Origin of the sequence: Georhizobium profundi (assembly GCF_003952725.1) — a bacterium.
In the GTDB taxonomy this organism is placed as follows: domain Bacteria; phylum Pseudomonadota; class Alphaproteobacteria; order Rhizobiales; family Rhizobiaceae; genus Georhizobium; species Georhizobium profundi.
Genome location: NZ_CP032509.1, coordinates 940,292 through 967,284 on the forward strand (window position 1 = coordinate 940,292; position 26,993 = coordinate 967,284).

Here is a 26,993-nt window from a genome sequence, read left to right on the forward strand (position 1 = left end):
AAGAATGATAACATCGAAAATTATTGATGTAATCGGCGTTTTTACTAGGTATCAATACGTATGCGACGCGCTGCGCTGTTGACGGTGCCGCGTCGGATCAATGGCGAAATCGCCCTCGACGATCATGGCGAGACGCACGAGTTCGGCCACGTTGCGCGCATTCATTTTGGCCATCACGTTGGCACGATGAACCTCGACCGTGCGGGGGCTGATCCGCAGTTCATGGGCGATCGACTTGTTGGGAAGCCCATCGACCACACCACGCAAAACGTTGACTTCACGCGGCGTGAGTCGCGAGAGGCGCGCTCGGACGTCGGCGATCTCATCAAGCTCCTCGGTGTCATTGATCGCATTGTTTGCAATCGCTGCGCGCACCGCATCGACAAGTGTGTTCGGTTCGAACGGCATCTGCAGGAAATCAGCGGCGCCGGCTTTCATGGCCGCGACGGCGGTTTGAACATCGCCTTGCTGAGCGACGAAGATTACCGGAAGCTGCGTGCCAACCGCTCGAAGTTCGTGCAGACACTGCGCCTCGGAAGGCGTTCCCGTGTCTCGTCCGACGACCAGACAGCCCGGTGACAGACTTCTTGGAACAGCCAGGAACTGGCCGAGATTTCCATGAAACCGCACCGCATACCCAGCGAGAGCCAACATGAAGCTGAGTGAATGCCGCACCCCGTCATCGGGATGGATCACGTGTATGACGATTTCTTGGCCCATAAGCGTGCCTCGGAACGGGCGATGACGGCTTGAATTGGGGCTAAACGGGCAAGCCTGAAATCGCGTGTTTGCTAATGCAAATCACCTGCAGCTTGATAATGGTAGCACCGACTATTCGGGCTTTCTGCGGACGAAGGTCGGGTCCATTAGCCCGACTTTGCGATCAAACTTTAATTCGTTGGTCTCTGCACCTCTGTCGGCTGTGGAGGCGAATACCGTCGCCGCACGGTCAGCGAGAGGGTAAAATTGACGGAAACGCCGACGCTGTCGTTGATCTTGATCAGACAGGATGCGGGGCCATCGGAGACGGGAACTCGGGCATTCTCAGGCGGGCAGCAGCTGTTCACGATCTCCGGCGTTCACCATAGCCTGAGCGGATGCTTCGCCTGAAAGCTCGATGAGATGAAGCCGTGCGCGGTTGAGCCGGCTCTTGATGGTGCCGATGGCGCAGCCGCAGATTTGAGCGGCGTCGATATAGGTGATGCCCAGCATCGAAATGAGAATAAGCACTTCGCGCTGCTCGTAAGGCAGTTTGCGGATGGCCTGCGTGATTTCATGGCCGCGCATGGTCCATTCCTGTGTCGGGCTCATCACCGGCTTGGAGGACGCGCAGTCGGCCACTCCCGGGCTCTCGCGGGCATAAATACGTGCCTTCGTGTAGAAGGTATTCCGCATGATGGTGAAAAGCCAGGACTTCAGGCTCGTCCCGGGTGTGAACTGATGGATGTTCGCGATGCCTTTCAAGAGTGTTTCCTGCACGAGGTCATCGGCATCATTGGGGTTTGGGCAGAAGGTTCGCGCAAAAGCGCGCAGCGGCGCGATCATCGCGACGATCTGGCGGTCCGTGTCCTTTTCACGCGGCAAGCGAATGGGTGCACTCGTCGCCGCCCCGGTCGAAATAGTCGGAATCATGTTCATGTCCCTTCACTCCACGCTTGTGGCCTCCCCAGCATGGTCGCTCAACGGGTGGTTATTATCGTCGTTCCACAAGAATAACGCTGAGGGAGATCTTTCTTTTTACTGCGAATTAACATGTGTTATTGACCCAACTTGTCTGGCCGGCCAAGCACTGTCGCAGTTGATTAGGCTTTGCTGACGCACAGGGCGCTCTATTTTGAAGGCCGATGAACTTCATCCTGTGTCATGCGTTGGGTGCCATTGACGGAGTACAGTCCATGGCACGTAAGACACCTTCGAACCTTCGATCCGGCCCCCATCCCCATGGGGATACGCCGCGTGAGGAAGCGACCGAGCCGGCAGAGGCTCTTCCCCCGTATTCGGATGCGGAGCTGGAGCGCAGCCTCAGCACTCTGATCGGTGAGGATGCTGCGATGGACGGGTCGAACGTTTCCATCCATGTCGTTGACGGTGTGGCGCAATTGTCCGGGGAAGTGGCGACCGCGAGCGAAGTCGAGAGGGCGGGGGAAATCGCTGAGGGCTTGCCCGGCCTAACTGCCGTCCACAACGCGCTCATCGTGAGAAGCGGCTCGCACTGAAGGGTAGCCTCCAAGCGGACGGCTATCGGCTCAGTTGTGGCGGTTTCCGAATTCCAAGGCAATTCCGCCGATCGTCGCTTCGTCGATGATCATCTGCTCGATGATAAGCGCATCGAGCTGGAACCGGAGCGCCAGCGCAGCGACGAGATCGTTGACCTGAACGGGTGCATTGTCATTGCGGGCATCGTTCATGACTCGGGAAATTTCTGCGCCGATCCTGTCGTTGTCATTCATCAAAGCTCCCTCCGGTTGCGCCCAAGACCCTAGGTGCAAGCACATAGGACGGCACTAACATATGTTCCTTTCAGGCGCGCCGAGCTTAGGTTGCTCTCAAATCTGCGGATTTGGCAGCCATTAACCTTTGTTATTGCGACGCCTGGACGCAAACATGATGGTCCGGGTCCGTTCTAATGGAAGGACAGCGCCATGGACATCGCCCATGAATTGATCACGATCATCGACGATCCAGCCATTCCAGACAAAGATCGCATCATGAAGACACGGTCGCTGGTCGAGGCGATGACCGATCGGCTGGACGACAGTGAGGCCGCCGGTCGGATGCGACGAACCTTCAACGATGCCTATCTCAATCTCCAGCTGGCCGTAATGGCTGACCATCCCAGCATGATCCAGCAGTGTCGCCAGCAGTGCCGATCAATCATCGCAGAGATCGATCTGGCCGCGCGGGCGGCTTCCGGCGAAGCGGCGTGAGGGGTCGCTTCTTGCTTTAATGCAAACCTCGAGCGATCAGCTGGTCGTCCGTTCCCTGGTGCAGCCGTCGTTCTTCGATGGTGATGCCGTTGCCCTTGCGCGGGCCCTCATCGGTGCCACGCTGTTCGTGCGTGGGGTCGGTGGACTTGTCGTCGAGACCGAAGCCTATCGACACGATGATGCCGCTTCGCACAGTTCCAACGGTGAAACGGTGCGCAACCGCGCGATGTTCGGCCCACCGGGACACGCCTATGTCTACCGGTCATACGGCATCCATTGGTGCCTCAATGTGGTCTGCGCCAGGGGGCAGGCCGTGCTGTTTCGAGCGATCGAGCCGGGCCTTGGCGTGGACGCAATGCGAGTGCGGCGAGGACGCGACAAGCTTGAGGATTTGTGCGCCGGGCCAGGGCGGCTCGGGCAAGCCTTGGGCATCGATCGGGCCGATGATGGGCAACCGTTCGATGGATGTGATTTGCAGATTCACGTCCCGTCGATGATGTCCCAACCAATACTCGTGGGGCCGCGCATCGGCATCACCAAGAATGCGGACCTCCCTTGGCGCTTCGGCCTGTCGGGGTCACCCCATCTGAGCCGCCGCTTCGCCTAAGCAAGATGGAACATCGAGAGTGCGCGTGGCTTTTGGTCTCGAAGGGATCGTCCGGCGAGGAGAGACGATAGTCCCTGCAACAACGCTTGGAGCCAGTCTTGCCGGTTTATCAGTTCAAGTTCACCAAACAGCACGGCACCGAAACGGTCGACGGGATTTTTCTGGCCAACGAAACTGTCCTCCAGCAGGAAGCAATTCGCAGCGCCCTCGATATTATGCATGAGGGGATAGACGAGGGGTTGGATCGCTCGCAGTGGGTCCTGCACGTGTTTGACGCGCAGGGACGTTTGGTGCTTCATCTTCCTTTCGCAAAACTGCTGCAGCCGGATTAGATCATCCCGCTTGCTCGGTCTCTTGATGACGGCCATGAAGGCGCCACTGTCAGTACAACTCGTTGAATGGAAGATGCATGCCGCATTGCCTCAAGCTCAATCTCTCTGCTCGCGACAGGTTGACCGATGCCGAGTGCGCGATCATCGATCAGATGGGAGCTCGGCAGAAGCTGGTTCCTGCCAAACACGACATCGTGCGTGAGGGCGATATCCCCACCGAAAGCTGTCTCGTCCTCTCAGGGTTTTCTGCGCGCTATCACCTTCTCGCAAACGGGAAGCGACAGATCAGCGCCATCCACGTATCCGGCGATTTCGTCGATCTGCACAGCCTGCTGCTGAACGAAATGGATCATGGTGTGGTAGCGTTGAGCGATTGCCAGGTTGCGCTCGTGCCGCACCGCATGTTGCGCGAGTTGACGGAAACCGAACCGCATCTCTCCCGGCTGTTGTGGCTGTCGACGCTGATCGATGCCGCCGTGCATCGGCGCTGGCTTGTCACCTCCGGACGTCTGTCCGCCAGCGCGCAGCTCGCCCATCTGCTCTGCGAAATCTTCCTCCGGCTGCAGGTGGTGGAACTGGTGGATGGCAACCGGTTCAGTTTCCCGATCAGCCAGGTGGAACTGAGCGACGCGCTGGGGCTCTCGACCGTTCACATGAATCGCACCATTCGGGATCTGCGTGAGCACGAGCTCGTGTCGTGGAAGGGCTCTGAGGTCACGATCCTCAACTGGGACCGGCTGGCGGAGCACGGTGACTTCGATGCGGCCTACCTCAATATTGGCCAGCAGGCGCGCTGACGCCTCACGGGTCCGCGTAACCTTCCACAAACACCTCGAATTCGACCGTGTCCTGCGGCAGAAAAAGCCCGCCGGTCTTGGTCGAGCCGGCCGAGATATGGTCGAGGTGCACCGAACGCTTTTGCATCTCGCCTGAGCCGTCATCGAAGGCAGCAGAGACGATAACATTGGCTGCGGCGCGTGTGCCATCGTTGCGAACGCTGAAGAGCAATTGGCCGGTCTCACCGAAATCGGCAGCCCGCTCGGTCGTCACGCTGAGGTTCGGTGCTCCGCCGGTGGCTGTGGCCCCACGGTGGACAAGAAATCCGACGATTGCGATGATGACAATCGCCGACACGATCCCGATGGCCCATTCGACCTGCTCGGCCCGTTTCTCGGCGCCGGTTGCTCTCTCGAACTTTTCGCGCATGAGTACCCTTACAGGATGAGGCGTGCAGCAGCAGCGCCAAGGGCCGCTGGAAACGCAAGAACGATCGTCGTCATGACGGTCGGAAGGATGGCCTCTCCGTCCAGCCGGCCGAAGCTCCACAGCACGAACAGGCTGATAAGAATGGCCAGCATGTAGCCGACGAGCGTGAAGCGCACGAAATCGCTGATCCAGGGCTCGTCGTTGGTGGGCAGCGCACTCCCCTTGAAGCCGACGGCATAGACGAAGCCGTGCATGACCAGAAGAGAAAGCGCCAGCAGCAGCACGGCATGCGTCGGCGTCATCATCTGGGCGATCATCGGCATCTCGTCGGTCGGCGCCACATTGAGACTGAGGAAAAGGGCGCCGACGGCCATGAGGAACATCTCGCCGCCATAGTCGCGCATGGGCGTGGTTGAGGACGCAGTTTCAGCGTTCTCCTTGTCCGACTCGCCACCCTCATTGCCGAGCTGGCTGCGACCAAGCAGTGCCCCGATACTGGCAGGAATTGCCTGCAGCACGATCTTACCGATCACCTCATCGAACGACATGCCAGGACCGATCACTTTGAAGACGGAAAGCACGACCGTGGCGGTGAGAAGACCGATGGCGAAGGCGACGCAGGCATCGCGCACGTCCTCCTGCCAGTCCCAGGTATCTTCGAAGCCGATCCGCCGCGCGAGGCCGACGAGCAGTGGCAATGTCACGACGACAAGCATCGCGAGGCGGAAACGGTCGAGCATGAAGCCCAGCCACCAGAGCTCCATCGTCATCAGCATCGGCAGCGAGAAGATCAGCGCGCCGCCAAAAGCACGCCCGATGCCAACGACCTTGGCGCGCAAAGGTGCGCGCTTTTCTTCGTCGTGCTGGTCATCTTTCGTACTGCCGTTGCGTGTCGACACGATTGCTTGGGTCCCCATCAGTGGCCGCGTAACAATCAGGGCCGCTTCGAGTTCCGCGAAGCTCATGTTGTGACCATTGACGACAATAGCACACGCAGCCGTAATCAGCGGTTAAGCATCAGGACGAATTGCGGCGGTGCTGCGCTATCCACACGCCCCGGTTTCAATGTCTGGTAATCGCTGACCCGTAGCGTCCCGCATGATTGACGGCATCCACTGCGGCCATCGATGCGAACCCGCGCGTCGTAACCGATCGATGTCTTGTGCTGAGGAGATGGCAGATGACGGATCTTTTCGCGAATTTCGGACCAGAAGCGCGTGCGCTTTGGGGACATCACGACGTGAAGCTGCGGCACCGGCTGCATGAACGTCCGCTGTTCGGTGACGAACAGCTCGGACGCGTTCTGGATGCAATCGAACCGCACCAGATGGCGATCAACACCATGGGCCGCGGTGGTCACGATGTGCGGACCTGGTCATACTGTCAGCGTGGCGATCTGAGCGGCAAGCAGCTGATCGACGCCGTGCGCCAGGGCCGCATCTGGATTAACGTCACCTCGGTCCACAATGTGGTGCCGGAATTCGGCGCGCTGCTCGACGAAATGTTTGCCGAGATCGGGGCGCAGGTGCCCGAGATGAAGGTCATCCGCAAGTCGATGGGCCTGTTGATTTCGTCGCCCAATGCGCAGGTTTTCTACCACGCCGACGTCCCCGGACAGTCGCTCTGGCAGATCCGCGGCGAGAAGCGGATCTACATCTATCCGAACGGCGAACCCTTCCTGAAGCCGAAGGATCTCGAAAACATTATCCGCGGGCGCACCGAGGAAGAGGTGCCGTACCAGCCCTGGTTCGATGCCCATGCGCGCATCTACGACCTCAAGCCTGGCGACATGCTGCACTGGCCGCTGAACGGGCCGCACCGCGTGCAGAATGCCGATTGCCTCAACATCTCGCTTACGACCGAACATTGGACACCGGCAATCCGCCGCCATTTCGGCGTGCAATACGGCAATGGACTGCTGCGCCAGCACGGCTATACGCCGCGTTCGGCTTCAACCGACGGCCTTGCAGCCTATGCCAAATGCGGCCTTGCGGTCGCATGGCGTCTTGCGGGCCAGCAGAAGCGGCAGAGCTTCAAGCGCGTGATGCGCTACAAGCTGGATTCGCGCGAGCCGGGCTTTCTGGTTCCGCTCGACCGCCAGCCCGAACCGATGTTGCAGGCGGCCGAGTAGGAGCACGGTCATTTCCAGACGCAGCGATATTCTGGCGCGATTGTTCGATGCCCGTCGGCGACAGGGGCTGACGGTCATCGGCGTGCGCGTGGTCGGGGCAGGGCTTGCGCTCGTCGCCCAGATCCTTGCGGCGCGCATGATCGGGCCGGAGGATTTCGGGCGGTATAGCCTGCTGCTCGTCTGGTTGCTGCTGATGGGCCATGGGGCAACGGTCGGCACCAACCAGCTTATCTGCCGCTTCCTCTCGCAGTATCTCGAGGCAGGCGAGCGGCATGCGGCTGCAGGGCTTCTGCGCGCAGTCTTCGGCGTGGTCGCCTGCCTTGCAGGCAGCCTGGCGCTCGGCGCGATCGGCATGCTTTGGCTCAACCCGTTCGGTTTCGATGGCGCCATGGTGGCGCTCGGCATGATCGCCTTCATGGCGGCGCCGCTTCTGACCCTGCAGGATTATCTCGAGGCGATCGCGCGCGGCATGGACAAGCCGACGCTCGGAATCGCGCCTGCTTATGTGATGCGGCATCTGGGCTTGATCGTCGGTCTTGTCGGTCTTCTGGCCATGGGCGAAAGTGCCGATGCCTTTACGGTGATGACGCTGACGATCGCCGGTCTCGCGGCGAGTTGCCTCCTCCAGTACGTCCTGATCCGCTCACATCTGAAAGAGGCGCTGCAAGGTGCTTCGCCTGCCTTCGGCGAACGGCGCAAATGGCTCCGCGCCGCCTTGCCGATCGCGCTCGTCGATGCGGCGGAGGTGCTGTTCCTCAATGCAGACGTTCTGATCCTCGGTCTCTTCCTGCCGCCGGAGCTCGTCGCATTCTATTTCGCCGCCACTCGTCTGGCGCAGGTGCTGGGTTACGTTCCCTATGGGGTCTCGGCGGTGACGGCACAGCGTTTCGCCGCCCTGTCCGCAAGGGGTGACCGGGCTGGATTGCAGACCATGGTCCGCCAGGCCGCTGTCATCTCCAGCACGCTGACGGCGATCGGCGCGATGGCGTTGAGCATCCTCGCGGCGCCGCTTCTCGGCCTCTTCGGGGAGGGCTTCGAGGCCGCTGCGCTCGTCGTGCCACTGCTTTGCCTCGGCACCGTCATCCGCTGCCTGCTCGGCCCCGGCGAGGACGTGCTGACGATGCTTGGCGAAGAACGCGCCTGCTCGCTCAGTTTCATGATGGCGCTTGCCCTCAACATCGCGCTGAGCTTTGCGCTCGTACCTCTGATCGGTCTCTACGGAGCGGCGATCGCCACTGCGGTGTCGATCACGATGCGCAGCGGCCTGATGGCCTATTTCGGTTACCGGCGGCTCGGCATCATTCTGCCGGTCGGTATCCCCGACAGCTTTGGCACTGCAGCCTTGAAAGGAAATCCGTCATGAGCCAGACGCAGGTCCTCGGCGGCAGCGCAACGCTCACAAACAAACGTCGCGCCCATGAGTTCGACTGGTCGATCGGCGATGCGCGCGCGCTGCTCCAGCTCGATGCGCAGGAATGGGATCATCTGTCCGAAGAGAGCCTCGTGGAGAACCCGTTTTACGCACGGTCCTACCTGCTGGCGGGTCTCGGTCGCGTGGAGCGGAAGGCGGGAAAGCGGGCGCTCGTCATGCGATCGCCCGGCGCCGGTATCGTCGGGCTCTTTCCGTTTCGGAATTTCGGCATCGCACCCTTCAACGTGGCGCGCGGTGCGGCGAATATCTATCAGGCGAGCGGAGCGCCACTCATTCACCGCCGCCACGGGGCGCGCGTGATCGCGCAGTTCGTGGACCTGCTTGCGGCCGGGCGCATCGCACCGCTTTTCATTCTTCGCCACATCGACATGAGTTCGGTCTTCGCTACGAGCCTGATGCAGGAGGCGCGCCGCGCCGGCCTGATCGTGGAGGAAACCCATCGCTACGATCGCCCGAAGCTGACCCGCATGGAGGGTGGTTTCGACAGCCATATAGATACCGTGCTCAGCCGCAGCCGCGCCAAGGACCTGCAGCGCAATCTGCGCCGATTGAAGGAAATCGGGACAGTCAGCTTCGAACGCGTGGATTGCCCCGAGGCTGTCGACCGGCGGCTTGAAGAGTTCCTGCGCATCGAGCATTCCGGCTGGAAGGGTGCGCGCCGCACGTCGTTTCTCGCCAATCCGCGCCATGCGGCATTCGCGCGGCTTGCCTATGGCGGCACGGCCGGGCTGAGCGTGATCGACAGCCTGCTGCTCGACGGCAAGCCCATTGCGGTGAGCATCAACATGGCCAGCGGCACCACGAATTTCACGCCGAAATGTGCCTATGACGAGACTTACAAGCGGTTCAGCCCTGGCCTGCTCCTGGAATACTTCGTCATCAAGGCGTTCTATGAGGACAAGCGATGGGAGCAGATGGATTCGGCGACCGGTATCCAGGACCACATCATCGGTGGCTTCTGGAACGACACGATGCCGATGGCGGATCTGGCACTTGCGCCCGACACGGTGCGCGGACGCCTGGCCGTTGCCACCCATCGCCAGACCTTGAACGGTATCTCGATTGCCAAGACTATGCGCGATCGCTACTGCCGCCGCGGCTGAAGGCCGTTCATCCAGCAGCGTGCCTTGCTCAATGGCCCGATGGGGCCGTGGGCAGGGGCCGGCGCCGGACCTCTTCGAGAAGGTCCAACATCCCCCGCACCTGATGGGCAGCGATCTGCCTGCCCTTGTCTGCCGTCGCTGCAGCGGCATTGCCCACCGCACCGGATGGCTGCACGTCGGTCGCGATCCAGGCGTAGGAGGGCATGCCGGTCGGGCGAAGATGCTTGTAGTGCGCCTCATCGGCAATGGCGACCGAGGTGAAATTCTCCGCCCGCTGCATGTCGACGAGGTGCGGCTTGAAGTGCAGCACCAGCGATGTCTCCACGTCGCCGCCATGAATCCCATGGCGCTGCTCGTCGTGGTCGATCAGCCCGTCCGGATAGCCGAAGATCCAGCCCGTTTTCACGACGAACATGCCGTGGCGCACGCGCAGTTCGCGGGCGACGATGCCCATGATGTCGACATTGCCGCCATGGGAATTGACGAAAACGAGCTTGCGGATGCCGGCGCGTGCCACGCTGTCGCCGATCTCCGTCCAAGCGTCGATCAAGGTCTTCGCCGTCTTCGTCACGGTACCCTTGGCGAAAAGGTGCTCGTTCGACTTGCCGACGGTCTGCACCGGCAGAATACGCAGATCGAGCGTTTTCGGTGTCGCGTCGATCAGTTCGTCGAGCAGGCCCTGGTTGATGATCGTGTCGGTGCCGACCGGCAGGTGCGGACCATGCTGCTCGATGGCCGCAATCGGCACAAGCGCGATCGTCGTTATCGGATCGCAATCGTCGAAGTCGCTGGCGAGAAAGTCGGTCCACCAGATCTTGCGGGCCATGCTGTGTCTCCTTCAGGCTTTGCCGGCCGCCACGAGTTCGATCTCCACGACGAATTCCGCACGGGCGAAACCAGAGACGATCATCAAAGTCGAGGCGGGATAGGGCGCAGCAAACAGTGTGTTTCGAACGCTCATATAGTCCGGCAGGTGGCTGCGATCGGTGACATAAGCGTTGATCCTGACGACGTCGGCCAAAGACAGGCCGTCTTCCCTGAGAATTGCCTCGGCGTTCGAAAAGCAAAGCCGCGTTTGGTCGGCGCAATCGCTGGGGATCGTTCCATCGGGCGCGATGCCTAATTGGCCGGAACAGAACACGATGCGGTGACCCTCGGGCACAACGACGCCGTGGCTGTAGGCGGAGAACGGTGGGTGGATGTCGGTGGGGTGGAGGCGCTTCATGCAGCGGACAATAATCGTGCCGTGTCACCATGCAATCGGGAAAAGAATGTCGACTGATTAATGTGCAGGCAAACCGGTGTTTGATGAATCTTTGGGCTTAACACCTGTTGGCGTTTCGATAGTCTCAGCGTCAAGCCGGACGGGCGAGCATGAGTGCTCTCATCGTAAGCGGCATGCCAAAAAAGGGGACGCATGATGCCAATGTTTGTGAGGTCGCTTTCGTTGAAGGGTTCTCTTGCCGCCGCGCTCGTTGCATCGACGATGCTGACGCTGCCTGCCGCCGCGCAGGACGCCGAGCTGATCGATGTCAGCTATGGCACCAACTGGCTGGCGCAGGCCGAGCATGGTGGCTTCTATCAGGCGGTCGCCGACGGCACCTATGAGGAATACGGCCTCAACGTCACCATCCGTCAGGGCGGTCCGCAGGGCGCGAACCGGGCGCTGCTCGTGGGTGGTCAGATCGATTTCTACATGGGTGGGGCAACCTCCGCGATCAACGCGGTCAAGGAAGGCATTCCGACGATCACGCTCGCGGCGATCTTCCAGAAGGACCCGCAGGTTCTGATCGCGCATCCCGACCAGGGGTTCGACACCTTCGCCGATCTTTCCGGCGCCAGCCAGCTGATCATGGGCCAGGAAGGGTTCACCACCTATTTCGAATGGATGAAGTCGAATTTCGAAGGCTTCTCGGACGAAATGTACACGCCCTACACCTTCAACCCCGCCCCCTTCATCGCGGACCCGAAAGCGGTGCAGCAGGGCTATCTGACATCGGAGCCGTTCGAGATCGAGCGTCAGGCTGGCTTCGAACCGGTCGTCTATCTGCTCGCGGACGAGGGCTTCGATCCCTATTCGACGACGATCGAGGCGATGAAGCCTTTCGTCGACGCGAACCCGGATGTCGCCAAGCGCTTCGTCGAAGCGACCGCGATCGGCTGGGCCAACTACCTGTATGGCGACAACACGGCCGCGAACGAGCTCATCAAGGCGGACAATCCTGAAATGACGGATGAGCAGCTCGCCTACTCGCTGGAGAAGATGAAGGAATACGGTATCGTCGTTTCCGGTGAGGCCGAGGAACAGGGCATCGGCTGCATGACCGACGCGCGCTGGCAGAACTTCTACGACAACATGGTCGAGGCCGGCGTGTTCGAAGCCGGGATCGATATCAGCCAGGCCTACACGACCGAATATGTCTGCCAGGGCGTCGGCGTCGATCTGATGGACCAGTAGGTCCAGGCCTGCGGGTGAGCGAAGAGGCGGGTGCCGTGAGTTTGGCGTTGAAGACACCTTCGGAACAGGTTGCTACCGGGCGTGCGGCTGCGCGCCCGGTGGTCGCTCTCACCAATGTGTCCAAGGTGTTTTCGAACGGGACGATGGCATTGTCGAACATGACGATGTCCGTGCGTCCCGGCGAGTTCGTCAGCCTGCTCGGCCCTTCGGGCTGCGGAAAGTCGACGGCGCTCCGCATCATCGCTGGCCTCGGGGCGCCGAGCAGCGGAACGATCGACTGGCCGTCGTCGCAGATCGACAGCCGCGGCCTGCCCGAGGGCGATGTCGGGTTCGTGTTCCAGGAGCCGACGCTGATGCCGTGGCAGACGGTGTTCGGCAATGTCTATCTACCGCTGAAGCTGCGCGGAAAGCCGAAGAATGCGGTGAAGGACCAGATCATGGAGACGCTGGCGCTCGTCGGCCTTCAGGATTTTGCCGATGCCTATCCGCGCGAGCTATCCGGCGGAATGAAGATGCGCGTCTCGATCGCGCGCGCCCTGGTCACCAAGCCGAAGCTCCTCTTGATGGACGAGCCCTTCGCGGCGCTCGACGAGATCACGCGGCAGAAACTCAACGACGACGTGCTCAAGCTTTGGGCACAGTCGGGTCTGACCGTCATCTTCGTGACGCACTCGGTTTTCGAGTCCGCCTATCTTTCCAGCCGCATCGTCGTGATGAAGGCAAGGCCTGGTCAGGTCTTCGCCGATATCGCGCTCGATCCGCCGCTTCAGAGGGATGACCATTTTCGAACGTCGGAAACGTATCGCGCCATTTGCGCGGAAGTGTCCGATGCGCTGCAGGCGGCGATCGTGAAGGGTGGAGGCGTGCACCATGGCTGATGCCGTCGAGCGCAATCCCGCAGCGGCGGCGCCGCTTGCCGACGAAGCTGCAACGGCGCCCGTTCCGGTGCGCCCTTCGGGTGTTCCGGACAAGGTTCTGCGCATCGTCGTGCCGCTCGGCATGTTCTGCCTCGCGATCCTTGCCTGGCATCTCTACGTCACCATCAACGAGGTTCCGCACTATATCCTGCCGAGCCCCGTACTTGTGGCGCAGGCCTTGTGGAACGACTGGGGTACGCTTGCTCCGGCTCTGTTCGTCACCATCAAGATCACCTTCACGGCGCTTTTTCTGGCGCTCGTCGGCGGGGTGGGGCTTGCGATCCTTCTCGTCCAGTCGCGCTGGATCGAGCTCGCCCTCTTTCCCTTTGCGGTCATTCTCCAGGTTACGCCGATCGTCGCGATCGCGCCGCTGCTCTTGATCTATGCGTCGGACACGCAGACGGCTTTGCTCATCTGTGCCTTCCTCGTCGCCTTCTTCCCGATCCTGTCGAACATGGTGCAGGGGCTGAAGAGCGTCGACCACAACCTGATCAACCTCTTCGAGCTCTATGGCGCCAGCCGCTGGCAGACATTGATCCATTTGAAGATCCCGGCATCTCTGCCCTATTTCATGGCGGGCCTGCGCATTGGTGGTGGGCTGGCGCTGATCGCCGCCGTTGTTGCCGAATTTGCAGCCGGCTCCGCCGGTGCCGGTTCCGGGCTCGCCTTCCGGCTGCTTGAAAGCCAGTATCGCCTCAATATTCCGCGCCTCTTTGCTGCGCTTGTCCTATTGACGGCCACGGGCGTCGCGATTTTTGCCTTGACCTCCTTCATCTCCTGGCTCTCGCTACGGCGTTGGCACGAGAGTGCAATCCGCCGGGAGAATTGATGACCGCCACGACTGCAACCGGGGCAAGCCGTCTTGTCCTGAGAAACGCGCGTCTGCCGGATGCGCTTGCCGGAAAACCGACATCCGGCGCAGTGCCGCGCGTCGACATCACCATCGCGGGTGGTCTTGTCACTGCCATCGAGCCCTCGCCAAAGGATGGTGCCGACGGGCTTAATGAAGCGGGCGCCGAAATCCACGACATGCGCGACGGGCTCGTGCTGCCTGCTTTCGTCGACATCCACACCCATCTCGACAAGGGCCATATCTGGCCCCGCAAGCCAAACCCCGATGGGACATGGATGAACGCGCTGCTTTCGGTCGCCGAAGATCGCGAGCGGCACTGGTCTGCGTCCGATGTCGAGCGGCGCATGGAATTCTCGCTTGCTGCGGCTTACGCGCATGGCACCGCGGCGATCCGAACCCATCTCGATAGCGCCCCGCCGCAGCACGGCATCACCTGGGACGTGTTCGAGAAGGTGCGCGAGCGCTGGGCCGACCGCATCGAGCTGCAGGGTGTGTCACTGCTCGGGCCGGACCATCTGCTCGACAAGGCTATCGTGACGGAGGTTGCCCGCCGCACCAAAGCCGGCAAAGGCGTCATGGGCGGCGCGATCGCCGATCATCCCGAGACGCGTCAGGCAATGCGCAACGTCGTGGAAGCGGCCGGCGAGGCTGGGCTTGATCTCGACATCCATTGCGACGAGACCGGAAGCCCGGACGCGTCCGCGCTCTACTGGCTTGCCGATGCGGTGATCGAACTTGGCTACACGGGCCGTGTCGCCGCAGGTCACTGCTGCGCGCTCGCCGTGCAGGACGAGACGACGTTCAACAAAACGGTCGAGCGCGTTGCAAAGGCCGGGGTCGCTGTCATCTCGCTGCCGATGTGCAACATGTATCTCCAGGATCGCGGCGAGAGCGGCGGGCGCAAGACGCCCCGCTGGCGCGGTGTCGCGCCGTTGCGCGAGCTGGCGGAAGCCGGCGTGCCTGTCGCCATTGCGTCCGACAACACGCGCGACCCGTTCTATGCCTATGGCGACCTCGACGGCATCGAGGTGCTGCGGGAGGGCGCGCGCATCCTCCATTTCGATCATCCGGCCGATGAAGCCTGGGCCTGGACCCAGAGCATGGGTGCCTGGCCTGCACGTTTCGCCGGCATGGCGACGCGCGCCGAAGTCGTCGTCGGCGCACCGGCCGATCTCGTTCTTCTTTCCGCGCGCAGCTGGTCGGAGATGATGGCGCGCCCGCAGTCCGATCGAAAGATCATGCGGGCCGGCCGTATCATTGATGCAAAATTGCCCGACTACCGCGACCTCGACGATCTCATGGGAGACACATCATGGACCTGACCGGCTTTCGTGCGGCGCTTGGCGATATCCCGATCGAAGATCACCCGAAGCTCGTGCAGCAGAAGAGCCGCGATCACTATTGGTATTCGCCAATCCTGAAGGCGCAGCTCGACCAGGTTACGGCCGATCTCGTCGTCATGCCGCGCAGTGTCGAGGATGTCGTGACGGTCCTTGCCGCTGCTTACAAGTTCGATGTTCCGATCACGCCGCGGGGCGCCGGCACCGGCAATTACGGCCAGGCCATGCCGCTTGCGGGCGGGGCCATGCTTGATCTGAAGAACATGGACAAGGTGCTGGAGATCAAGCCGGATCGCGTGCGGGCCGAAGCCGGTGCGATCATGGTGAAGATGGACGAGGAGACGAAGGCTGCCGTTGGGGCCGAGCTGCGGTTCCACCCCTCCACCTATCGCATGGCGACGATCGGCGGGTTCATCGCGGGCGGCTCGGGCGGCATCGGATCGGTGCGCTGGGGCGGCCTGCGCAATCTCGGAAACATCCTTGGCCTGAAGATCGTCACCTGCGAGGAAACTCCGCGCGTGCTGGACATCGCCGGCGCGGACATCATGAAGCTTGCCCATGCCTACGGCACCAATGGCATCATCGTGGAAGCGGAGATGCCGCTGGCGCCGGCCTATGACTGGGTGGAAGTCGTCGTCGGCTTCGACGAGTTCCTCGATTCCTGCCGCTATGCCGAGGCGCTTGCCGGTCAGGATGGCATCCTGCTCAAGGAAATCTCGCCGGTCGCCGCGCCGGTGCCCTACGACTATTTCGGCCGCTACCGGGATTTTCTGAGACAAGACCAGTCGGTGGTTTTGATCATGGTCGCGCCGAATTCCGTCGATGCGCTGACCCTCTTTACCTCTCACCATGGTGGCGAGATCCTGCACCGCAGTGACGTGAACGATCTCGATGCGGCGGGGCGCAAGCTGCCGCCGATCTATGAGTTCACCTGGAACCACACGACGTTGCGCGGCCTGAAGATCGATTCGACGATCACCTATCTCCAGACGCAGTATCCGACGCTGGAGCATCTTGAGAAAATCCATCGGATGCTCGGCGACGAGATGCCGATGCATATCGAGATGACGCGCTTCGACGGGCGCATTGTCTTCTCCGGCCTGCCGATCGTGCGCTACACCGGCGAAGAGCGGCTCGAGGAGATCATCCGCCTGCATGAGGAGAATGGTTGTCTCGTCTTCAATCCGCATCGCTACACGCTGGAAGAAGGCGGAATGAAGCAAACGGATCGCGCCCAACTTGCCTTCAAGAAGGAGGCCGATCCGAAAGGTCTTCTCAATCCCGGCAAGATGATCGCCTGGGACGACCCGGATTTCGATTTCGATTCCGGCCGCGTGTGGCTTTTCGCAGGATTGGCAGAACAGGCGCGAGGCGCTGCCTGATGCGCGTTCATGTCGTGCATGCCCATCCGGTCGAGACGAGCTTCAACCGGACGCTGTTCAATACCGTTTGTGAAACATTGCGGGGTGCCGGCCACGATGTGGACCCGCTCAGCCTCTATGACGAAGGTTTCGAGGCTGCGCTCTCGCGCGAAGAGCGGCTGAACTACCATGAGGTGCCGGGAAACGTGACGGACACGATCCGGCCCTATGTGGAGCGGCTCAACGCTGCCGACGCGATGGTGTTCGTCCATCCCGTGTGGAATTTCGGGTATCCGGCCATCCTCAAGGGCTATTTCGACCGCATCTTCGTACCGGGCGTCTCCTTCACCATGTCGGCTGGGGCCGATCGGGGTCGGCTGGTGCCGAACCTCACCCATATCCAGAAGGTCGTGTTCGTGGCGACCTATGGCGGCGACCGCTGGCGTGCCATGTTGATGGGGGATCCGCCGCGCAAGATGGCGCGCCGCTGGGCGTGGGCCACCTTCCGTGGCAAGCGTCCCCCGGACTATCTTGCGCTCTACGACATGAACAACAACGAAGCGCCCGAGCTCAATGGCTTCATCGAGCGCGTGCGGAAGCACTTCGAGCGGTTCTGATATCCAACTGAGCACTCATCAGGAGACGAGGTGACACAACGGCGTCTTCTGCAGCTGATTATCGCGGTCCTTGCGCTCGTGCCGATCAGCGCTGGTCTGGCAGGCGTCCTCACCGGACCGGGCTTCCTGACGACTTCGCCGCCCTGGTCGAACGATCTCGACAGTCATGTCCGCTTTCTGTCCGGCGTCTTTCTCGTGCTGGGCCTGGCGTGGTGGAGCTGTATTCCGCATATCGAGACGAAGACTGAGCGGATCAGGTTGCTGGGCGCTGCTACATTCGTTGGCGGATTGGCGCGCCTTTATTCGCTCATCCTCGTCGGCGCGCCAACGGCCGGTCATCTGGTCGGTCTCGGCCTCGAACTCGTCGCAGTGCCGCTCATCCTTCTCTGGCATTCGAGGCTAAGCACAGACCCAAGACGAGAGGCCTAGCCCTCGATTTCCTCGCGCAGAACTTCGAGCTCCAGCCATTCCTCTTCCATGCGATCGACATCGCCGCGCAGTGTTTCAAGCGCCTTGGCATCGCGGGCGAAGGCTTCGGCCTGCTTGGTGAAGTAATCGGGCTTTGCCATGCGCGCCTCGATCGCTGCGATCTCGGCCTGTTTCGTCTCGATTTCCTTCGGCAGTGTTTCGAGTGCGAACTTCTGCTTGTAGGAGAGCTTCCGGCTGGACGCCGCCGCGGGCTGCGCCTTGTCCCGGTTGCCTGCCGTAGCTGCTTTCTTTTCGGCGGTCGCCTTCTTGGCCGCGTCTGCGGACAATTTGCGCTGCGCCATCATGTCGGAGAATCCGCCGGCAAAGACCGTCCAGCGGCCATCCGGTGCGGAAAGATCGGCTGGCGCAATCACAGACGATACGGTGCGGTCCAGAAAATCGCGATCGTGGCTGACGAGGATCACGGTGCCTTCATAGCCCGCGACGAGCTCCTGCAGCAGATCGAGCGTTTCCATATCCAGGTCGTTGGTGGGCTCGTCGAGGACCAGCAGGTTCGACGGCCGCGAGAGGATGCGCGCCAGCATAAGGCGCGCGCGCTCGCCCCCTGACAATTCGCGGATGGGGGTGCGCGACTGTTCCGGCTGGAACAAAAAGTCCTTCATATAGCCGGTCACGTGCTTCTGCACGCCGTTGACGAGGAGCGTGTCGCCCCGTCCGTCGGTCAAATAGTGGGCAAGCGTGTCGTTCTCGTCGAGATCGTCGCGGCGCTGGTCGAGAACCGCGATATCGAGATTGGTGCCAAGGCGGACGAAGCCCGTGTCGGGTTCGAGCCGTCCCGTCAGCATGTTGAGCAACGTGGTCTTGCCCGCGCCGTTCGGGCCGACGAGACCGATGCGATCACCGCGATGGACCCGCAGAGAAAAGTTGGCGACGGCTGGCGTTTCGCCATAGGACTTGCCGATGGCTTCGGCCTCGATGACGAGCTTGCCCGATTGGGCGACGTCGCTTGCCTGGGCCTCGACACGGCCGGTCGGCCCGCGATGCGTGCGATATTCCTGGCGCATCGACTGGAGTTCGCCGAGCCTTCGCACATTGCGCTTGCGCCTCGCCGTCACGCCGTAGCGCAGCCAGTGCTCTTCACGCTCGATCGCGCGGCCGAGCTTGTGGAGGTTGCGCTCTTCCTCCTCCATCACCTGGTCGCGCCAGTCCTCGAAATGGGCAAAGCCGCGGTCGAGCCGGCGGGTCGTGCCGCGATCGAGCCAGACGGTGGCGCGCGAAACCTTTTCCAGGAACCGGCGGTCGTGCGAGATCGTGATTATGGCGCCGCGGAAACCGGAGAGCTCCGATTCCAGCCACTCGATGGTCGGCAGGTCCAGATGGTTGGTCGGCTCATCCAGAAGCAGGAGATCGGGCGCGGGAGCCAGTACACGGGCGAGCGCCGCGCGCCTGGCCTCGCCGCCTGAAAGGCGGGCCGGCTCTTCTTCGCCGGTCAAGCCGAGATGCTCGAGCAAATAGGTCACGCGATGGGGATCGTCGCCCGGTGCAAGGCCTGCCTCGGCATAGGACCGCACATCCGCAAAGCCGCCGAAATCCGGAGCCTGGAAGAGATAGCGGATCGTGGTCGAAGGATGGCGAAACACCTCGCCCGATTGCGGCTCGGCGAGGCCGGCGGCGATCTTCATCAGTGTCGACTTGCCCGATCCGTTGCGGCCCACGAGGCAGATGCGGTCGCCGGGCTCGACCTGCAGGTCGGCGCCATTCAGCAGCGGCGTCCCGCCAAAGGTCAGGTGGATGTCGTCGAGCTTCAGGATGGGTGGTGATGCCAAGGGGTCAGGCTCCAGAAAAGTCGTTCGGGCGGGCAAGCAGCAGGGCCGGGCCGCCCGTATGCCGGATCGTCACCGGCCCTTCCGCCACGTTGGATATGGTGCGTGTCGTGCCGAATGTGCAGTCGAAATCGTGGAGCGGATAGCGCGCGCCCTCGATCGTCAGGCGTGCGATATCGGCAAACGCCAGCACCGAGAAGAGGCTGCCTTTCGGCAGGTCGAAGGTCAGCGGGGCGCCGGGAAGGGGATACCCTTCCTCCTCGCCTGATGTCAGCGTGACATCGATGCCGCGTTCCTTGAGTTTTACCGCCAGCGCCATGTGCGCGAAGGCGTGGTCGGATCGTTCGCCGCCCAGCGCGCCGACGAGCAGGATCCGGCGCGCGCCACGCTCGATCGCCGTCTCGATTGCGATCTCACCATCGGTCGCGTTCTTTGCCGGTGGGTAGGGCTCCCGCCTGACATCCGGCCAGCTCTCGATCAGGCCCGCATCGGCCGAATCGAAGTCGCCGACCCAAAGTTCGGGTGTGACGCCGAGTGCCGCTGCATGGCGCATGCCGCTATCGGCTGCGATCACGCGGGCACCGTGAATCTGAGACTTCAGCCGTTCCGTCACGGTCACCTCACCGCTCAGGAGAACGGCAAAATGGGCATTTGCGTCGGTCGGGGTCGGTGTGGCCTGCATCGCCCGCTGCTCTAGCAGCTTTCACGCGCCTTGCCAGTGCTGCCGGCGGCGATTACACATGGAGTTGCTCTAACGGGGTGTTGTCCGGAAACGGACGGCTGAGAGGCGCATGCCAACCCGAAGAACCTGATCCGGCTCATACCGGCGGAGGGATTAGACGCGTCACAAAACGCCTATTCCCCTGACATTGCAAAAACGGAGGAGGCGTTGATGACGCTGAAGACATTCTTTCCCATCTTGCTTGCTACAAGTTTCCTGGCGCCCGTGTCGGCCGGAGCGCAGGAGGCGACGCGGTTGCTCACCGTCTACACCTACGACAGCTTCGTCGCGGAGTGGGGCCCAGGCCCGCTGATCGAAGAAGCGTTCGAGGCGACATGCGACTGCGATCTCATCTGGGTCGGCGCAGCGGACGGCGTGGCGCTTTTGAACCGGCTGCGGCTTGAGGGCGACCGGGCGGAAGCGGGCGTCGTGCTCGGGCTCGACACCAATCTCGTCGCGGAAGCCAAGGAAACCGGCCTCTTCGCTCCCCATGACATCGACACGAGTGCGATCGACGTGCCCGGCGGCTTCGAGGACGACGTCTTCGTGCCCTACGATTATGGCCACTTCGCCGTGGTCTACGACACCGAAGCGATCGACACGCCGCCGACGAGCCTGAAGGAACTGGTCGAGGGCGATCCGAACCAGAAGATCGTCATCCAGGATCCGCGCACATCGACGCCGGGGCTCGGGCTTCTTCTCTGGATCAAGTCGGTTTACGGCGACGATGCGCCTGCAGCCTGGGCCGAGCTCAAGGACCGCGTTCTGACGGTGGCGCCGGGTTGGTCGGAATCTTATGGCCTCTTCACCGATGGCGAAGCGCCGATGGTGCTCTCCTATACGACGTCGCCGGCCTACCACATGGTTTCGGAGGATACGGACCGCTATCAGGCGGCTGCGTTCTCCGAAGGGCATTATCTGCAGATCGAAGTCGCCGGCGTGCTCGCCTCTGCCCCCGATATCGAGCTTGCGCGCGAATTCATGAGCTTCATGACCGGCGAAGGGTTCCAGGATGCCATTCCGACCTACAACTGGATGATGCCTGCGGGCCCCACCAGTGAAGACCTGCCGGAAGCATTCTCGCGCCTGGTTCAGCCGGAAGAAAGCCTGCTCTTCTCGCCGGAAGAGGTTGCCGCCAACCGTCGCGCCTGGGTCGATGAGTGGTTGTCGGTGATGGCCGAATAGTCAAAGAGCAGCCGCGATGCGTGCCTACAGGGCCGATCCTCTGGATATCGCTTTCGGCATCGCGGCTCTTGCCATCATTCTCGGCATCGTTGCCTTTGCCGTCGCCGGACTTCTGGTGGCGGCAGGGACCGATGCGTCGCGGTCGACGGCATTCGATGCCTATACGGTGCGCGTCGTACGCTTCACGCTGTGGCAGGCGGGACTTTCGACGCTTCTCTCGCTGGCTTTTGCCTTGCCATTGGCGCGGGCGCTGGCGCGGCGACCGCATTTTACCGGCCGTGCCTGGATCCTGCGGCTCTTCGCCGTGCCGCTCGGCCTGCCGGCCATCGTCGCGGCCCTTGGCATCATCGCCATCTGGGGACGCCAGGGGGTCGTCAATGACGCCTATCGCTGGCTGGGAGCGGAGCAGCCGATTTCCGTCTACGGGCTCCCCGGTATTCTGATCGCCCATGTGTTCTTCAACATGCCGCTCGTCACGAGATTGCTGCTTGCAGCGCTGGAGCGCGTGTCGGCGGAATATTGGCGCAATGCCGCGCAATTGGGCCTTTCAGCGGGCACGGTGTTCAGATTGATCGAGTGGCCGGCCATGGCGCGGGTCATCCCGGGCATCGCGGGCCTCGTCTTCATGCTGTGCGCCACGAGCTTCACGCTGGTGCTTCTGCTGGGTGGCGGACCGGCAGCGACGACGATCGAGGTCGCGATCTACCAGGCGCTGCGGTTCGACTTCGATCCTCCGCGCGCGGTTACCCTGGCGCTGATCCAGATCGCGCTGACCGGTGCCCTTCTCGGCGTGCTCGCGCTTCTGCCCCGGCCCGAGGAGGGGCGCGGCGATGGCGCCTTGCCGCGCAGGTTCGATGCGAGATCACCACGTGCGCTGGCTCTCGACGTGCTGGTGATCGGTCTTGGCCTCGTCTTCGTCGTGGCACCGCTCGCCGCAACTCTTATTTCTGGGATTGCTGCCGATCTGATCGCGCTTCTGCGTGAAGCCTTGGTCCAGCGCGCGCTGGTGACGAGTCTCCTCATAGCGGGCGCTGCCGCATGTCTGTCTGTGGTGATGGCCGGCATGATTGCCCGGGCGCGCCACGCCGCCGGCGGCGCCCGTCGCCACCACTTGGCGGCCCGCGGGCTCCGAACGTCGCTTGCCGGGGCGGGATCGCTGATCCTTTTAGTGCCGCCGGTCGTGCTGGGCGCCGGCTGGTTTCTCGTCTTGCGGGATCATGTCGATCCGCTCGCTGCGGCGCCGGTCATCGTGGTGGTCGTCAACGCATTGATGGCGCTGCCCTTCGCGCTCAGGCTCCTGGAGCCGGCCTATGCCGGCCACATGGTGCGGACGGAGCGGCTCAGTCTCTCGCTGGGGCTTTCGAGAATGCGCCGGCTGTTGCGGGTCGACCTACCGGCGCTGGCCCCGACCATCGGCGCAGCGTTTGCGTTTTCCATGGCCCTGTCGCTCGGCGATCTCGGCGCGATCGCGCTCTTCGGAAGCCAGGATCTGGTTACGCTGCCCTATCTGCTGCTGCAACGGATGGGCAGTTATCGCACCGATGATGCGGCCGGGCTGGCGCTCATTCTCGGTTTTCTTTGCCTGCTGTTCATGATCGCCGGGACCCGCTATGGCGGCGGCAGTGTGCGGGAAAGATGAGCATGAGCGGAATGACGTCACCGGCGATCGAATTCGACGATGTCCGCTTCCGCTACGACCGGGGCGCGCCGGAGATGGCTTTCGACGCGATGATCCCGGCGGGCAGCATCACGGCCGTCATGGGTCCGTCCGGATCGGGCAAGTCCACGCTCTTTGCGCTTCTGGCGGGGTTCGAGCAGCCGCAGCGGGGTGAAATCCGCATCGGGACGATCGACATCACGCGGCTGGCGCCGGCCGAACGGCCGATTTCCGTGGTGTTTCAGGACAACAATCTCTTTGCACATCTCGATGTCGCCGCGAACATCGCGCTCGGACAGGGCGCACGCGAGGCCAAAACCACTGCCGGCAAGGAGCAGGTGTCCGATGCGCTGGCGCGCGTCGGCCTCGGTGGGTTCGAGCGGCGGCGGCCTGCGTCTCTTTCGGGTGGCGAGCGGCAGCGCGTCGCGATGGCGCGTGCACTGGTCCGAGCAAAGCCTGTGCTGTTGCTGGACGAACCTTTTGCCGCGCTCGGACCCGGTCTGCGCGAGGACATGCGGGCGCTGATCGCGAATCTTCACGTCCAGAATGCGCTGACGACGCTGATCATCACCCATCAACCGGAAGATTCGCGCGCCATCTGCGACCGCATTCTCTATGTCGAACAAGGCTCGATCCGAGCGAACGAACCGACTGAATCGATGTTCAGACGCGCTGATCTCGCCGGATGGCGGGACTATCTTGGTACAAATTAAGGGGTGCGATCGCCGATCCGGACAAAAATGTCACAGGTCGACCCGCGTCCTTGCGATGGAGCCAAGGTGGGCAAGATCGGCCTTTGAACCGACCTTTTGCTGTTGTAATGCTCCAGTCATCGGCTGGCATCCTGCGGGGCGACGAACCTGTTTCAATCGATTGCACATGGCTGGGGACCGCGTCGGCGGGGTGTAACGACTGCGAGCGGCAAGGCCGTTGCAGCGGCGATGCTGCTTGTCGGACTGGTCGTGCTGTCGGGATGCCAAAGCGTCATCAGCGAGCAGGATACCGTCGTTCTTGCGCCTTCCCAGAACCCGCAGACCGTGGAGCGCCTCGCGCGCAATGATCCACGGGCGCAGCTAGGTGCGCGTGAGCATCCACGTATCGTCGCGAGCTATGGTGGCGAATATCGCGACCAGCGCACCGAACTTCTGCTGGCACGAATCGTCGGGAAACTGACCGAAGTCTCCGAAAATCCGAGCCAGACCTATCGGATCACGGTACTGAACTCGCCGGCGATCAACGCCTTCGCCCTTCCGGGCGGCTATCTGTACATCACACGCGGCCTTCTGGCTCTTGCCAATGATGCGGCCGAAGTCGCTGCCGTTCTGTCGCACGAGATGGCGCATGTGACGGCCAATCACGGCATCGAGCGGCAGCAACGCGAAGAGGCCGAGGCGATTGCAGGCCGCGTGGTCTCGGAAGTGTTGTCGGGGGATATTGCCGGGCGCCAGGCGCTTGCGCGCGGCCAGTTGCGATTGGCCGCCTTTTCCCGCAACCAAGAACTCCAGGCGGACGTGATTGGTATCCGGATGCTCGGTGAGGCCGGCTACGATCCGTACGCGGCGGCACGTTTCCTGGAATCCATGGCGTCCTATTCGCGTTTTCGCTCGGCGGAACCGAACGACGACCCGCAGATGGACTTCCTTGCGAGCCACCCCACGGCGCCCCAGCGCATCGAACTCGCCCGTCGTCACGCGCGCGCATTCGGTCCAGAAGGCGTTGGCACGGCGGACCGGGATCTTTTTCTTGATGGCATTTCCGGTCTTCTCTTCGGCGACAGTCCGGAGGAAGGCTATGTCCGTGGGCGAAGCTTCCTGCATCCGAACCTGCGTATTCGTTTCGACGTCCCACAAGGCTTCGAAATCGACAACACGGCTGAAGCAGTGCTGGCGACGGGGCCGAACGACCTCGCGATCCGCTTCGACGGTGTCGACGATCCGGGCACGCCGCTTGCCGAATACATGCGCAGCGGCTGGGTCACCGGCCTCGACGAAGCATCGCTCAGGCCGCTCACGATCAACGGATTGGAAGCGCTCAGCGCGCGGGCAGCTGCGGATCGCTGGTCGTTCGACGTCACGATCGTCAAGGTCGACGACCAGATCTATCGTTTCCTGACGGCGGCGCCCCGTGGCAGCCGGGAGCTGGACAGTGCCGCAGACGTGCTGAAAACGACGTTCCGTCGCATGACGGCAGGGGAGGCGGTTGCCCTGCAGCCGCTCCGCCTGCGCGTCGTGACAGCTGGCGCCTCCGATACGGTCGCGTCGCTCTCCGCACGCATGGAAGGCGACGAACGCCGCGAGGAACTGTTCCGCCTGATCAACGCGCTTGGACCTACCGGTCAGGTGGCGTCAGGCATGCGGGTCAAGCTCATCACCCAGTAATGCGGGCGACGGCGCCGGTTGGGAGCGGGTATATGCTTTTGCATGGACGGCGCCCAAGAGCATGATTTTGCTCATCTCGGACCTGTCGTAACGCCACGCTTGCAATGGTGGCCGCGTGGCAAAGCGGCATCTTGCAATGGGGCTTCAAAGCCGCTACCCCACCACCACTCACGAAGGACGGCGTGGAGCACGCATGACGTATCTGGTCACCGACAACTGCATCAAATGCAAATATATGGACTGCGTGGAAGTCTGCCCCGTGGACTGTTTCTACGAGGGCGAGAACATGCTCGTCATCCATCCGGACGAGTGCATCGATTGCGGCGTCTGCGAGCCCGAATGCCCGGCTGATGCCATTAAGCCGGACACCGAGCCGGGTCTCGACAAGTGGCTTCAGGTGAACACCGAATTCGCTGAGAAATGGCCGAACATCACCGTCAAGCGCGACTCGCCCGCCGATGCTGCCGAGTTCGACGGCGTGGAAGGCAAATTCGAGAAATACTTCTCCGAAGCGCCTGGCGAGGGCGACTGAGACAATCTGCCGCGCATATTGGCTGTGGATGGCGATTCGCCCGCGCCGGCGATTCGATGTTGGCGCGCCGAGCGATCTGTCGTGCATGACGGATCGAGCAAATATTTGATTTCGGGTGATTTTTGTGTTAGATAAGCACAATTGTCGTCATGTGGCGGCAATGCGTCGACCGCAACGACACCACGAAAGAACGTTCCCTGTCTTTTCAGCTGTATAAGATGGCGACCCCGAGTTGGCCAGTGCCAACCTTGTTTCGCGGCGTGGCTGCGTCTCGCAGGTACTCACGACGAAATGAAACGGGATGGACATGATCGTCCATTTCACTGTCCGGCTCGACCGGGCCTCATGCTTGTCCCGGCCAGGCCGGGGCGCGTAACAGGGAGTCTCGAGAACGAATGACAATGCAGAATAAGAAATCCAATCAGCGTCAGGGCTTCAAGACAGGCGAAGCCATCGTCTATCCCGCTCATGGCGTCGGTACGATCGTCGCTATCGAAGAGCAGGAAGTAGCCGGTCACAAGCTCGAGCTTTTCGTCATCGACTTCGAGAAGGACAAGATGCGCCTGAAGGTGCCGGTCGCCAAGGCCATGAGCATCGGCATGCGCAAGCTGTCGGAAACAGATTTCGTCGAGCGCGCTCTCAAGGTCGTGCAGGGCCGTGCGCGCGTCAAGCGCACCATGTGGTCGCGCCGTGCGCAGGAATACGATGCGAAGATCAACTCCGGTGATCTGATCTCGATCGCTGAGGTCGTTCGCGATCTCTATCGTGCCGAGAACCAGCCCGAGCAGTCTTATTCGGAGCGCCAGCTTTATGAGGCGGCACTCGACCGGATGGCCCGCGAGATCGGCGCCGTCAACAAGATGTCCGACACCGAAGCCGTGCGCTTGATCGAGGTCAACCTCAACAAGGGTCCAAAGCGCGGCAAGGCCGTCGACGAGGACGAAGCTACGGACGAGGCTTCCCAGGACGAAGCAGCCTGATCGG

General features: G+C 62.1%; 30 protein-coding genes and 1 riboswitch. Of the genes, 21 read left to right on the forward strand and 9 right to left on the reverse strand.

Annotation, left to right across the window (positions count from 1 at the left end):
- Positions 1–51: 51 nt before the first annotated feature.
- Entirely contained in the window at positions 52–720 is a 669-nt protein-coding gene (locus tag D5400_RS04410; protein WP_126008040.1) for a response regulator transcription factor, read from the reverse strand.
- A gap of 324 nt (positions 721–1,044) precedes the next feature.
- A complete protein-coding gene (locus tag D5400_RS04415; RefSeq protein ID WP_425364900.1) occupies positions 1,045–1,638 on the reverse strand; it encodes a sigma-70 family RNA polymerase sigma factor in 594 nt (197 codons plus the stop codon).
- Positions 1,639–1,895: 257 nt separating this feature from the next.
- Here D5400_RS04415 and D5400_RS04420 point away from each other — a divergent pair, with 257 nt between their 5' ends.
- The gene (locus D5400_RS04420; protein WP_164527794.1) at positions 1,896–2,216 is read left to right on the forward strand and encodes a BON domain-containing protein; all 321 of its coding nucleotides are present in this window, start codon (positions 1,896–1,898) and stop codon (positions 2,214–2,216) included.
- 30 nt (positions 2,217–2,246) lie between these two features.
- Here the strand turns inward: D5400_RS04420 and D5400_RS04425 are convergent, their stop codons facing one another.
- Positions 2,247–2,450 carry a hypothetical protein gene (locus D5400_RS04425; RefSeq protein WP_126008045.1) on the reverse strand — a complete coding sequence of 68 codons (204 nt, stop codon included), beginning with the start codon at positions 2,448–2,450 and terminating at the stop codon, positions 2,247–2,249.
- Positions 2,451–2,642: 192 nt separating this feature from the next.
- Here D5400_RS04425 and D5400_RS04430 point away from each other — a divergent pair, with 192 nt between their 5' ends.
- The 4 genes from D5400_RS04430 (at position 2,643) to D5400_RS04445 (ending at position 4,663) form a co-directional block, all read left to right on the forward strand.
- Positions 2,643–2,927, forward strand: coding sequence for a hypothetical protein (locus D5400_RS04430; RefSeq protein ID WP_126008047.1), 285 nt, complete (start codon positions 2,643–2,645; stop codon positions 2,925–2,927).
- Positions 2,928–2,946: 19 nt separating this feature from the next.
- Positions 2,947–3,534 carry a DNA-3-methyladenine glycosylase gene (locus D5400_RS04435; protein WP_126008049.1) on the forward strand — a complete coding sequence of 196 codons (588 nt, stop codon included), beginning with the start codon at positions 2,947–2,949 and terminating at the stop codon, positions 3,532–3,534.
- 98 nt (positions 3,535–3,632) lie between these two features.
- Positions 3,633–3,866, forward strand: coding sequence for a DUF6894 family protein (locus tag D5400_RS04440; protein ID WP_126008051.1), 234 nt, complete (start codon positions 3,633–3,635; stop codon positions 3,864–3,866).
- A 77-nt stretch (positions 3,867–3,943) separates the two neighbouring features.
- Positions 3,944–4,663, forward strand: coding sequence for a Crp/Fnr family transcriptional regulator (locus D5400_RS04445; protein WP_126008053.1), 720 nt, complete (start codon positions 3,944–3,946; stop codon positions 4,661–4,663).
- 4 nt (positions 4,664–4,667) lie between these two features.
- Here D5400_RS04445 and D5400_RS04450 read toward each other — a convergent pair whose 3' ends face one another.
- Together D5400_RS04450 and D5400_RS04455 are read right to left on the reverse strand one after the other, a co-directional pair.
- Positions 4,668–5,072 carry a hypothetical protein gene (locus D5400_RS04450; RefSeq protein ID WP_126008056.1) on the reverse strand — a complete coding sequence of 135 codons (405 nt, stop codon included), beginning with the start codon at positions 5,070–5,072 and terminating at the stop codon, positions 4,668–4,670.
- An 8-nt stretch (positions 5,073–5,080) separates the two neighbouring features.
- Positions 5,081–5,989 (reverse strand): TIGR02587 family membrane protein, encoded by a 909-nt coding sequence (locus D5400_RS04455; RefSeq protein WP_126008058.1) that lies wholly within the window; start codon positions 5,987–5,989, stop codon positions 5,081–5,083.
- Between the two features lie 263 nt (positions 5,990–6,252).
- On the opposite strand from D5400_RS04455, the gene D5400_RS04460 reads away from it, so the two are divergent.
- Genes D5400_RS04460 through D5400_RS04470 form a run of 3 tightly spaced genes read left to right on the forward strand, consistent with a single transcriptional unit; the run spans position 6,253 to position 9,738 of the window.
- Positions 6,253–7,203: a cupin domain-containing protein gene (locus D5400_RS04460; protein ID WP_126008060.1), complete on the forward strand. Its 951-nt coding sequence runs from the start codon at positions 6,253–6,255 to the stop codon at positions 7,201–7,203.
- Positions 7,204–7,243: 40 nt separating this feature from the next.
- On the forward strand, positions 7,244–8,566 hold the full coding sequence (locus D5400_RS04465; protein ID WP_126008062.1) for a lipopolysaccharide biosynthesis protein: 1,323 nt from the start codon (positions 7,244–7,246) through the stop codon (positions 8,564–8,566).
- Positions 8,563–9,738, forward strand: a complete 1,176-nt coding sequence (locus D5400_RS04470; protein WP_126008065.1) for a GNAT family N-acetyltransferase — start codon at positions 8,563–8,565, stop codon at positions 9,736–9,738. The genes D5400_RS04465 and D5400_RS04470 overlap by 4 nt, the downstream gene beginning before the upstream one ends.
- Before the next feature lie 28 nt (positions 9,739–9,766).
- On the opposite strand, the gene D5400_RS04475 is transcribed toward D5400_RS04470, so the two are convergent.
- Together D5400_RS04475 and D5400_RS04480 are read right to left on the reverse strand one after the other, a co-directional pair.
- Positions 9,767–10,564 carry a creatininase family protein gene (locus D5400_RS04475; protein WP_126008067.1) on the reverse strand — a complete coding sequence of 266 codons (798 nt, stop codon included), beginning with the start codon at positions 10,562–10,564 and terminating at the stop codon, positions 9,767–9,769.
- A 12-nt stretch (positions 10,565–10,576) separates the two neighbouring features.
- Complete coding sequence (locus tag D5400_RS04480) at positions 10,577–10,963, reverse strand: RidA family protein (RefSeq protein WP_126008069.1); 387 nt, start codon at positions 10,961–10,963, stop codon at positions 10,577–10,579.
- 201 nt (positions 10,964–11,164) lie between these two features.
- Between D5400_RS04480 and D5400_RS04485 the strand changes: the two genes are divergently transcribed.
- The 7 genes from D5400_RS04485 (at position 11,165) to D5400_RS04515 (ending at position 17,713) form a co-directional block, all read left to right on the forward strand.
- Positions 11,165–12,196: an ABC transporter substrate-binding protein gene (locus D5400_RS04485; protein WP_205665565.1), complete on the forward strand. Its 1,032-nt coding sequence runs from the start codon at positions 11,165–11,167 to the stop codon at positions 12,194–12,196.
- A 98-nt stretch (positions 12,197–12,294) separates the two neighbouring features.
- A complete protein-coding gene (locus tag D5400_RS04490; protein ID WP_425364909.1) occupies positions 12,295–13,074 on the forward strand; it encodes an ABC transporter ATP-binding protein in 780 nt (259 codons plus the stop codon).
- Positions 13,067–13,942 (forward strand): ABC transporter permease, encoded by an 876-nt coding sequence (locus D5400_RS04495; protein WP_126008074.1) that lies wholly within the window; start codon positions 13,067–13,069, stop codon positions 13,940–13,942. Before D5400_RS04490 ends, D5400_RS04495 begins: the two co-directional genes overlap by 8 nt.
- Positions 13,942–15,288 carry a cytosine deaminase gene (locus D5400_RS04500; RefSeq protein ID WP_126008076.1) on the forward strand — a complete coding sequence of 449 codons (1,347 nt, stop codon included), beginning with the start codon at positions 13,942–13,944 and terminating at the stop codon, positions 15,286–15,288. Before D5400_RS04495 ends, D5400_RS04500 begins: the two co-directional genes overlap by 1 nt.
- Complete coding sequence (locus tag D5400_RS04505; RefSeq protein WP_126008078.1) at positions 15,279–16,688, forward strand: FAD-binding oxidoreductase; 1,410 nt, start codon at positions 15,279–15,281, stop codon at positions 16,686–16,688. The genes D5400_RS04500 and D5400_RS04505 overlap by 10 nt, the downstream gene beginning before the upstream one ends.
- Positions 16,688–17,284 (forward strand): NAD(P)H-dependent oxidoreductase, encoded by a 597-nt coding sequence (locus D5400_RS04510; RefSeq protein ID WP_126008080.1) that lies wholly within the window; start codon positions 16,688–16,690, stop codon positions 17,282–17,284. The genes D5400_RS04505 and D5400_RS04510 overlap by 1 nt, the downstream gene beginning before the upstream one ends.
- A gap of 30 nt (positions 17,285–17,314) precedes the next feature.
- Complete coding sequence (locus D5400_RS04515; protein WP_126008082.1) at positions 17,315–17,713, forward strand: DUF4345 domain-containing protein; 399 nt, start codon at positions 17,315–17,317, stop codon at positions 17,711–17,713.
- On the opposite strand, the gene D5400_RS04520 is transcribed toward D5400_RS04515, so the two are convergent.
- Together D5400_RS04520 and D5400_RS04525 are read right to left on the reverse strand one after the other, a co-directional pair.
- Positions 17,710–19,539: an ABC-F family ATP-binding cassette domain-containing protein gene (locus tag D5400_RS04520; protein WP_280987954.1), complete on the reverse strand. Its 1,830-nt coding sequence runs from the start codon at positions 19,537–19,539 to the stop codon at positions 17,710–17,712. The two genes, D5400_RS04515 and D5400_RS04520, sit on opposite strands and share 4 nt — an antisense overlap.
- 4 nt (positions 19,540–19,543) lie before the next feature.
- Entirely contained in the window at positions 19,544–20,218 is a 675-nt protein-coding gene (locus tag D5400_RS04525; protein ID WP_126008085.1) for a thiamine diphosphokinase, read from the reverse strand.
- 63 nt (positions 20,219–20,281) lie between these two features.
- A riboswitch (TPP riboswitch) is annotated at positions 20,282–20,388 on the forward strand.
- 40 nt (positions 20,389–20,428) lie between these two features.
- On the opposite strand from D5400_RS04525, the gene thiB reads away from it, so the two are divergent.
- The 6 genes from thiB to D5400_RS04555 all read left to right on the forward strand — a co-directional run bounded on the left by thiB (position 20,429) and on the right by D5400_RS04555 (position 26,989).
- On the forward strand, positions 20,429–21,442 hold the full coding sequence (gene thiB, locus D5400_RS04530) for a thiamine ABC transporter substrate binding subunit (RefSeq protein ID WP_126008087.1): 1,014 nt from the start codon (positions 20,429–20,431) through the stop codon (positions 21,440–21,442).
- A 16-nt stretch (positions 21,443–21,458) separates the two neighbouring features.
- Positions 21,459–23,081 (forward strand): thiamine/thiamine pyrophosphate ABC transporter permease, encoded by a 1,623-nt coding sequence (gene thiP, locus D5400_RS04535; RefSeq protein WP_126008090.1) that lies wholly within the window; start codon positions 21,459–21,461, stop codon positions 23,079–23,081.
- An 11-nt stretch (positions 23,082–23,092) separates the two neighbouring features.
- Positions 23,093–23,812 carry a thiamine ABC transporter ATP-binding protein gene (locus D5400_RS04540; RefSeq protein ID WP_425364910.1) on the forward strand — a complete coding sequence of 240 codons (720 nt, stop codon included), beginning with the start codon at positions 23,093–23,095 and terminating at the stop codon, positions 23,810–23,812.
- Positions 23,813–24,040: 228 nt separating this feature from the next.
- The gene (locus tag D5400_RS04545; protein ID WP_126008094.1) at positions 24,041–25,477 is read left to right on the forward strand and encodes a M48 family metalloprotease; all 1,437 of its coding nucleotides are present in this window, start codon (positions 24,041–24,043) and stop codon (positions 25,475–25,477) included.
- Positions 25,478–25,670: 193 nt separating this feature from the next.
- Entirely contained in the window at positions 25,671–26,009 is a 339-nt protein-coding gene (fdxA, locus tag D5400_RS04550; protein WP_126008096.1) for a ferredoxin FdxA, read from the forward strand.
- A 395-nt stretch (positions 26,010–26,404) separates the two neighbouring features.
- Positions 26,405–26,989 (forward strand): CarD family transcriptional regulator, encoded by a 585-nt coding sequence (locus D5400_RS04555; protein WP_126008098.1) that lies wholly within the window; start codon positions 26,405–26,407, stop codon positions 26,987–26,989.
- Positions 26,990–26,993 lie beyond the last annotated feature (4 nt).

What these genes read in the sequence shown, in the direction of transcription:
- D5400_RS04415 (WP_425364900.1), bottom strand. Translation starts at nt 1,638, where the DNA reads ATGAACATGATTCCGACTATTTCGACCGGGGCGGCGACGAGTGCACCC.
- D5400_RS04545 (WP_126008094.1), top strand. Translation starts at nt 24,041, where the DNA reads ATGCTGCTTGTCGGACTGGTCGTGCTGTCGGGATGCCAAAGCGTCATC.
- D5400_RS04410 (WP_126008040.1), bottom strand. Translation starts at nt 720, where the DNA reads ATGGGCCAAGAAATCGTCATACACGTGATCCATCCCGATGACGGGGTG.
- D5400_RS04485 (WP_205665565.1), top strand. Translation starts at nt 11,165, where the DNA reads ATGTTTGTGAGGTCGCTTTCGTTGAAGGGTTCTCTTGCCGCCGCGCTC.
- D5400_RS04505 (WP_126008078.1), top strand. Translation starts at nt 15,279, where the DNA reads ATGGACCTGACCGGCTTTCGTGCGGCGCTTGGCGATATCCCGATCGAA.
- D5400_RS04445 (WP_126008053.1), top strand. Translation starts at nt 3,944, where the DNA reads ATGCCGCATTGCCTCAAGCTCAATCTCTCTGCTCGCGACAGGTTGACC.
- D5400_RS04430 (WP_126008047.1), top strand. Translation starts at nt 2,643, where the DNA reads ATGGACATCGCCCATGAATTGATCACGATCATCGACGATCCAGCCATT.
- fdxA (WP_126008096.1), top strand. Translation starts at nt 25,671, where the DNA reads ATGACGTATCTGGTCACCGACAACTGCATCAAATGCAAATATATGGAC.
- thiP (WP_126008090.1), top strand. Translation starts at nt 21,459, where the DNA reads ATGCGTGCCTACAGGGCCGATCCTCTGGATATCGCTTTCGGCATCGCG.
- D5400_RS04510 (WP_126008080.1), top strand. Translation starts at nt 16,688, where the DNA reads ATGCGCGTTCATGTCGTGCATGCCCATCCGGTCGAGACGAGCTTCAAC.
- D5400_RS04470 (WP_126008065.1), top strand. Translation starts at nt 8,563, where the DNA reads ATGAGCCAGACGCAGGTCCTCGGCGGCAGCGCAACGCTCACAAACAAA.
- D5400_RS04495 (WP_126008074.1), top strand. Translation starts at nt 13,067, where the DNA reads ATGGCTGATGCCGTCGAGCGCAATCCCGCAGCGGCGGCGCCGCTTGCC.
- D5400_RS04420 (WP_164527794.1), top strand. Translation starts at nt 1,896, where the DNA reads ATGGCACGTAAGACACCTTCGAACCTTCGATCCGGCCCCCATCCCCAT.
- D5400_RS04425 (WP_126008045.1), bottom strand. Translation starts at nt 2,450, where the DNA reads ATGAATGACAACGACAGGATCGGCGCAGAAATTTCCCGAGTCATGAAC.
- thiB (WP_126008087.1), top strand. Translation starts at nt 20,429, where the DNA reads ATGACGCTGAAGACATTCTTTCCCATCTTGCTTGCTACAAGTTTCCTG.
- D5400_RS04455 (WP_126008058.1), bottom strand. Translation starts at nt 5,989, where the DNA reads ATGGGGACCCAAGCAATCGTGTCGACACGCAACGGCAGTACGAAAGAT.
- D5400_RS04460 (WP_126008060.1), top strand. Translation starts at nt 6,253, where the DNA reads ATGACGGATCTTTTCGCGAATTTCGGACCAGAAGCGCGTGCGCTTTGG.
- D5400_RS04555 (WP_126008098.1), top strand. Translation starts at nt 26,405, where the DNA reads ATGACAATGCAGAATAAGAAATCCAATCAGCGTCAGGGCTTCAAGACA.
- D5400_RS04450 (WP_126008056.1), bottom strand. Translation starts at nt 5,072, where the DNA reads ATGCGCGAAAAGTTCGAGAGAGCAACCGGCGCCGAGAAACGGGCCGAG.
- D5400_RS04475 (WP_126008067.1), bottom strand. Translation starts at nt 10,564, where the DNA reads ATGGCCCGCAAGATCTGGTGGACCGACTTTCTCGCCAGCGACTTCGAC.
- D5400_RS04540 (WP_425364910.1), top strand. Translation starts at nt 23,093, where the DNA reads ATGACGTCACCGGCGATCGAATTCGACGATGTCCGCTTCCGCTACGAC.
- D5400_RS04500 (WP_126008076.1), top strand. Translation starts at nt 13,942, where the DNA reads ATGACCGCCACGACTGCAACCGGGGCAAGCCGTCTTGTCCTGAGAAAC.
- D5400_RS04525 (WP_126008085.1), bottom strand. Translation starts at nt 20,218, where the DNA reads ATGCAGGCCACACCGACCCCGACCGACGCAAATGCCCATTTTGCCGTT.
- D5400_RS04435 (WP_126008049.1), top strand. Translation starts at nt 2,947, where the DNA reads ATGCAAACCTCGAGCGATCAGCTGGTCGTCCGTTCCCTGGTGCAGCCG.
- D5400_RS04480 (WP_126008069.1), bottom strand. Translation starts at nt 10,963, where the DNA reads ATGAAGCGCCTCCACCCCACCGACATCCACCCACCGTTCTCCGCCTAC.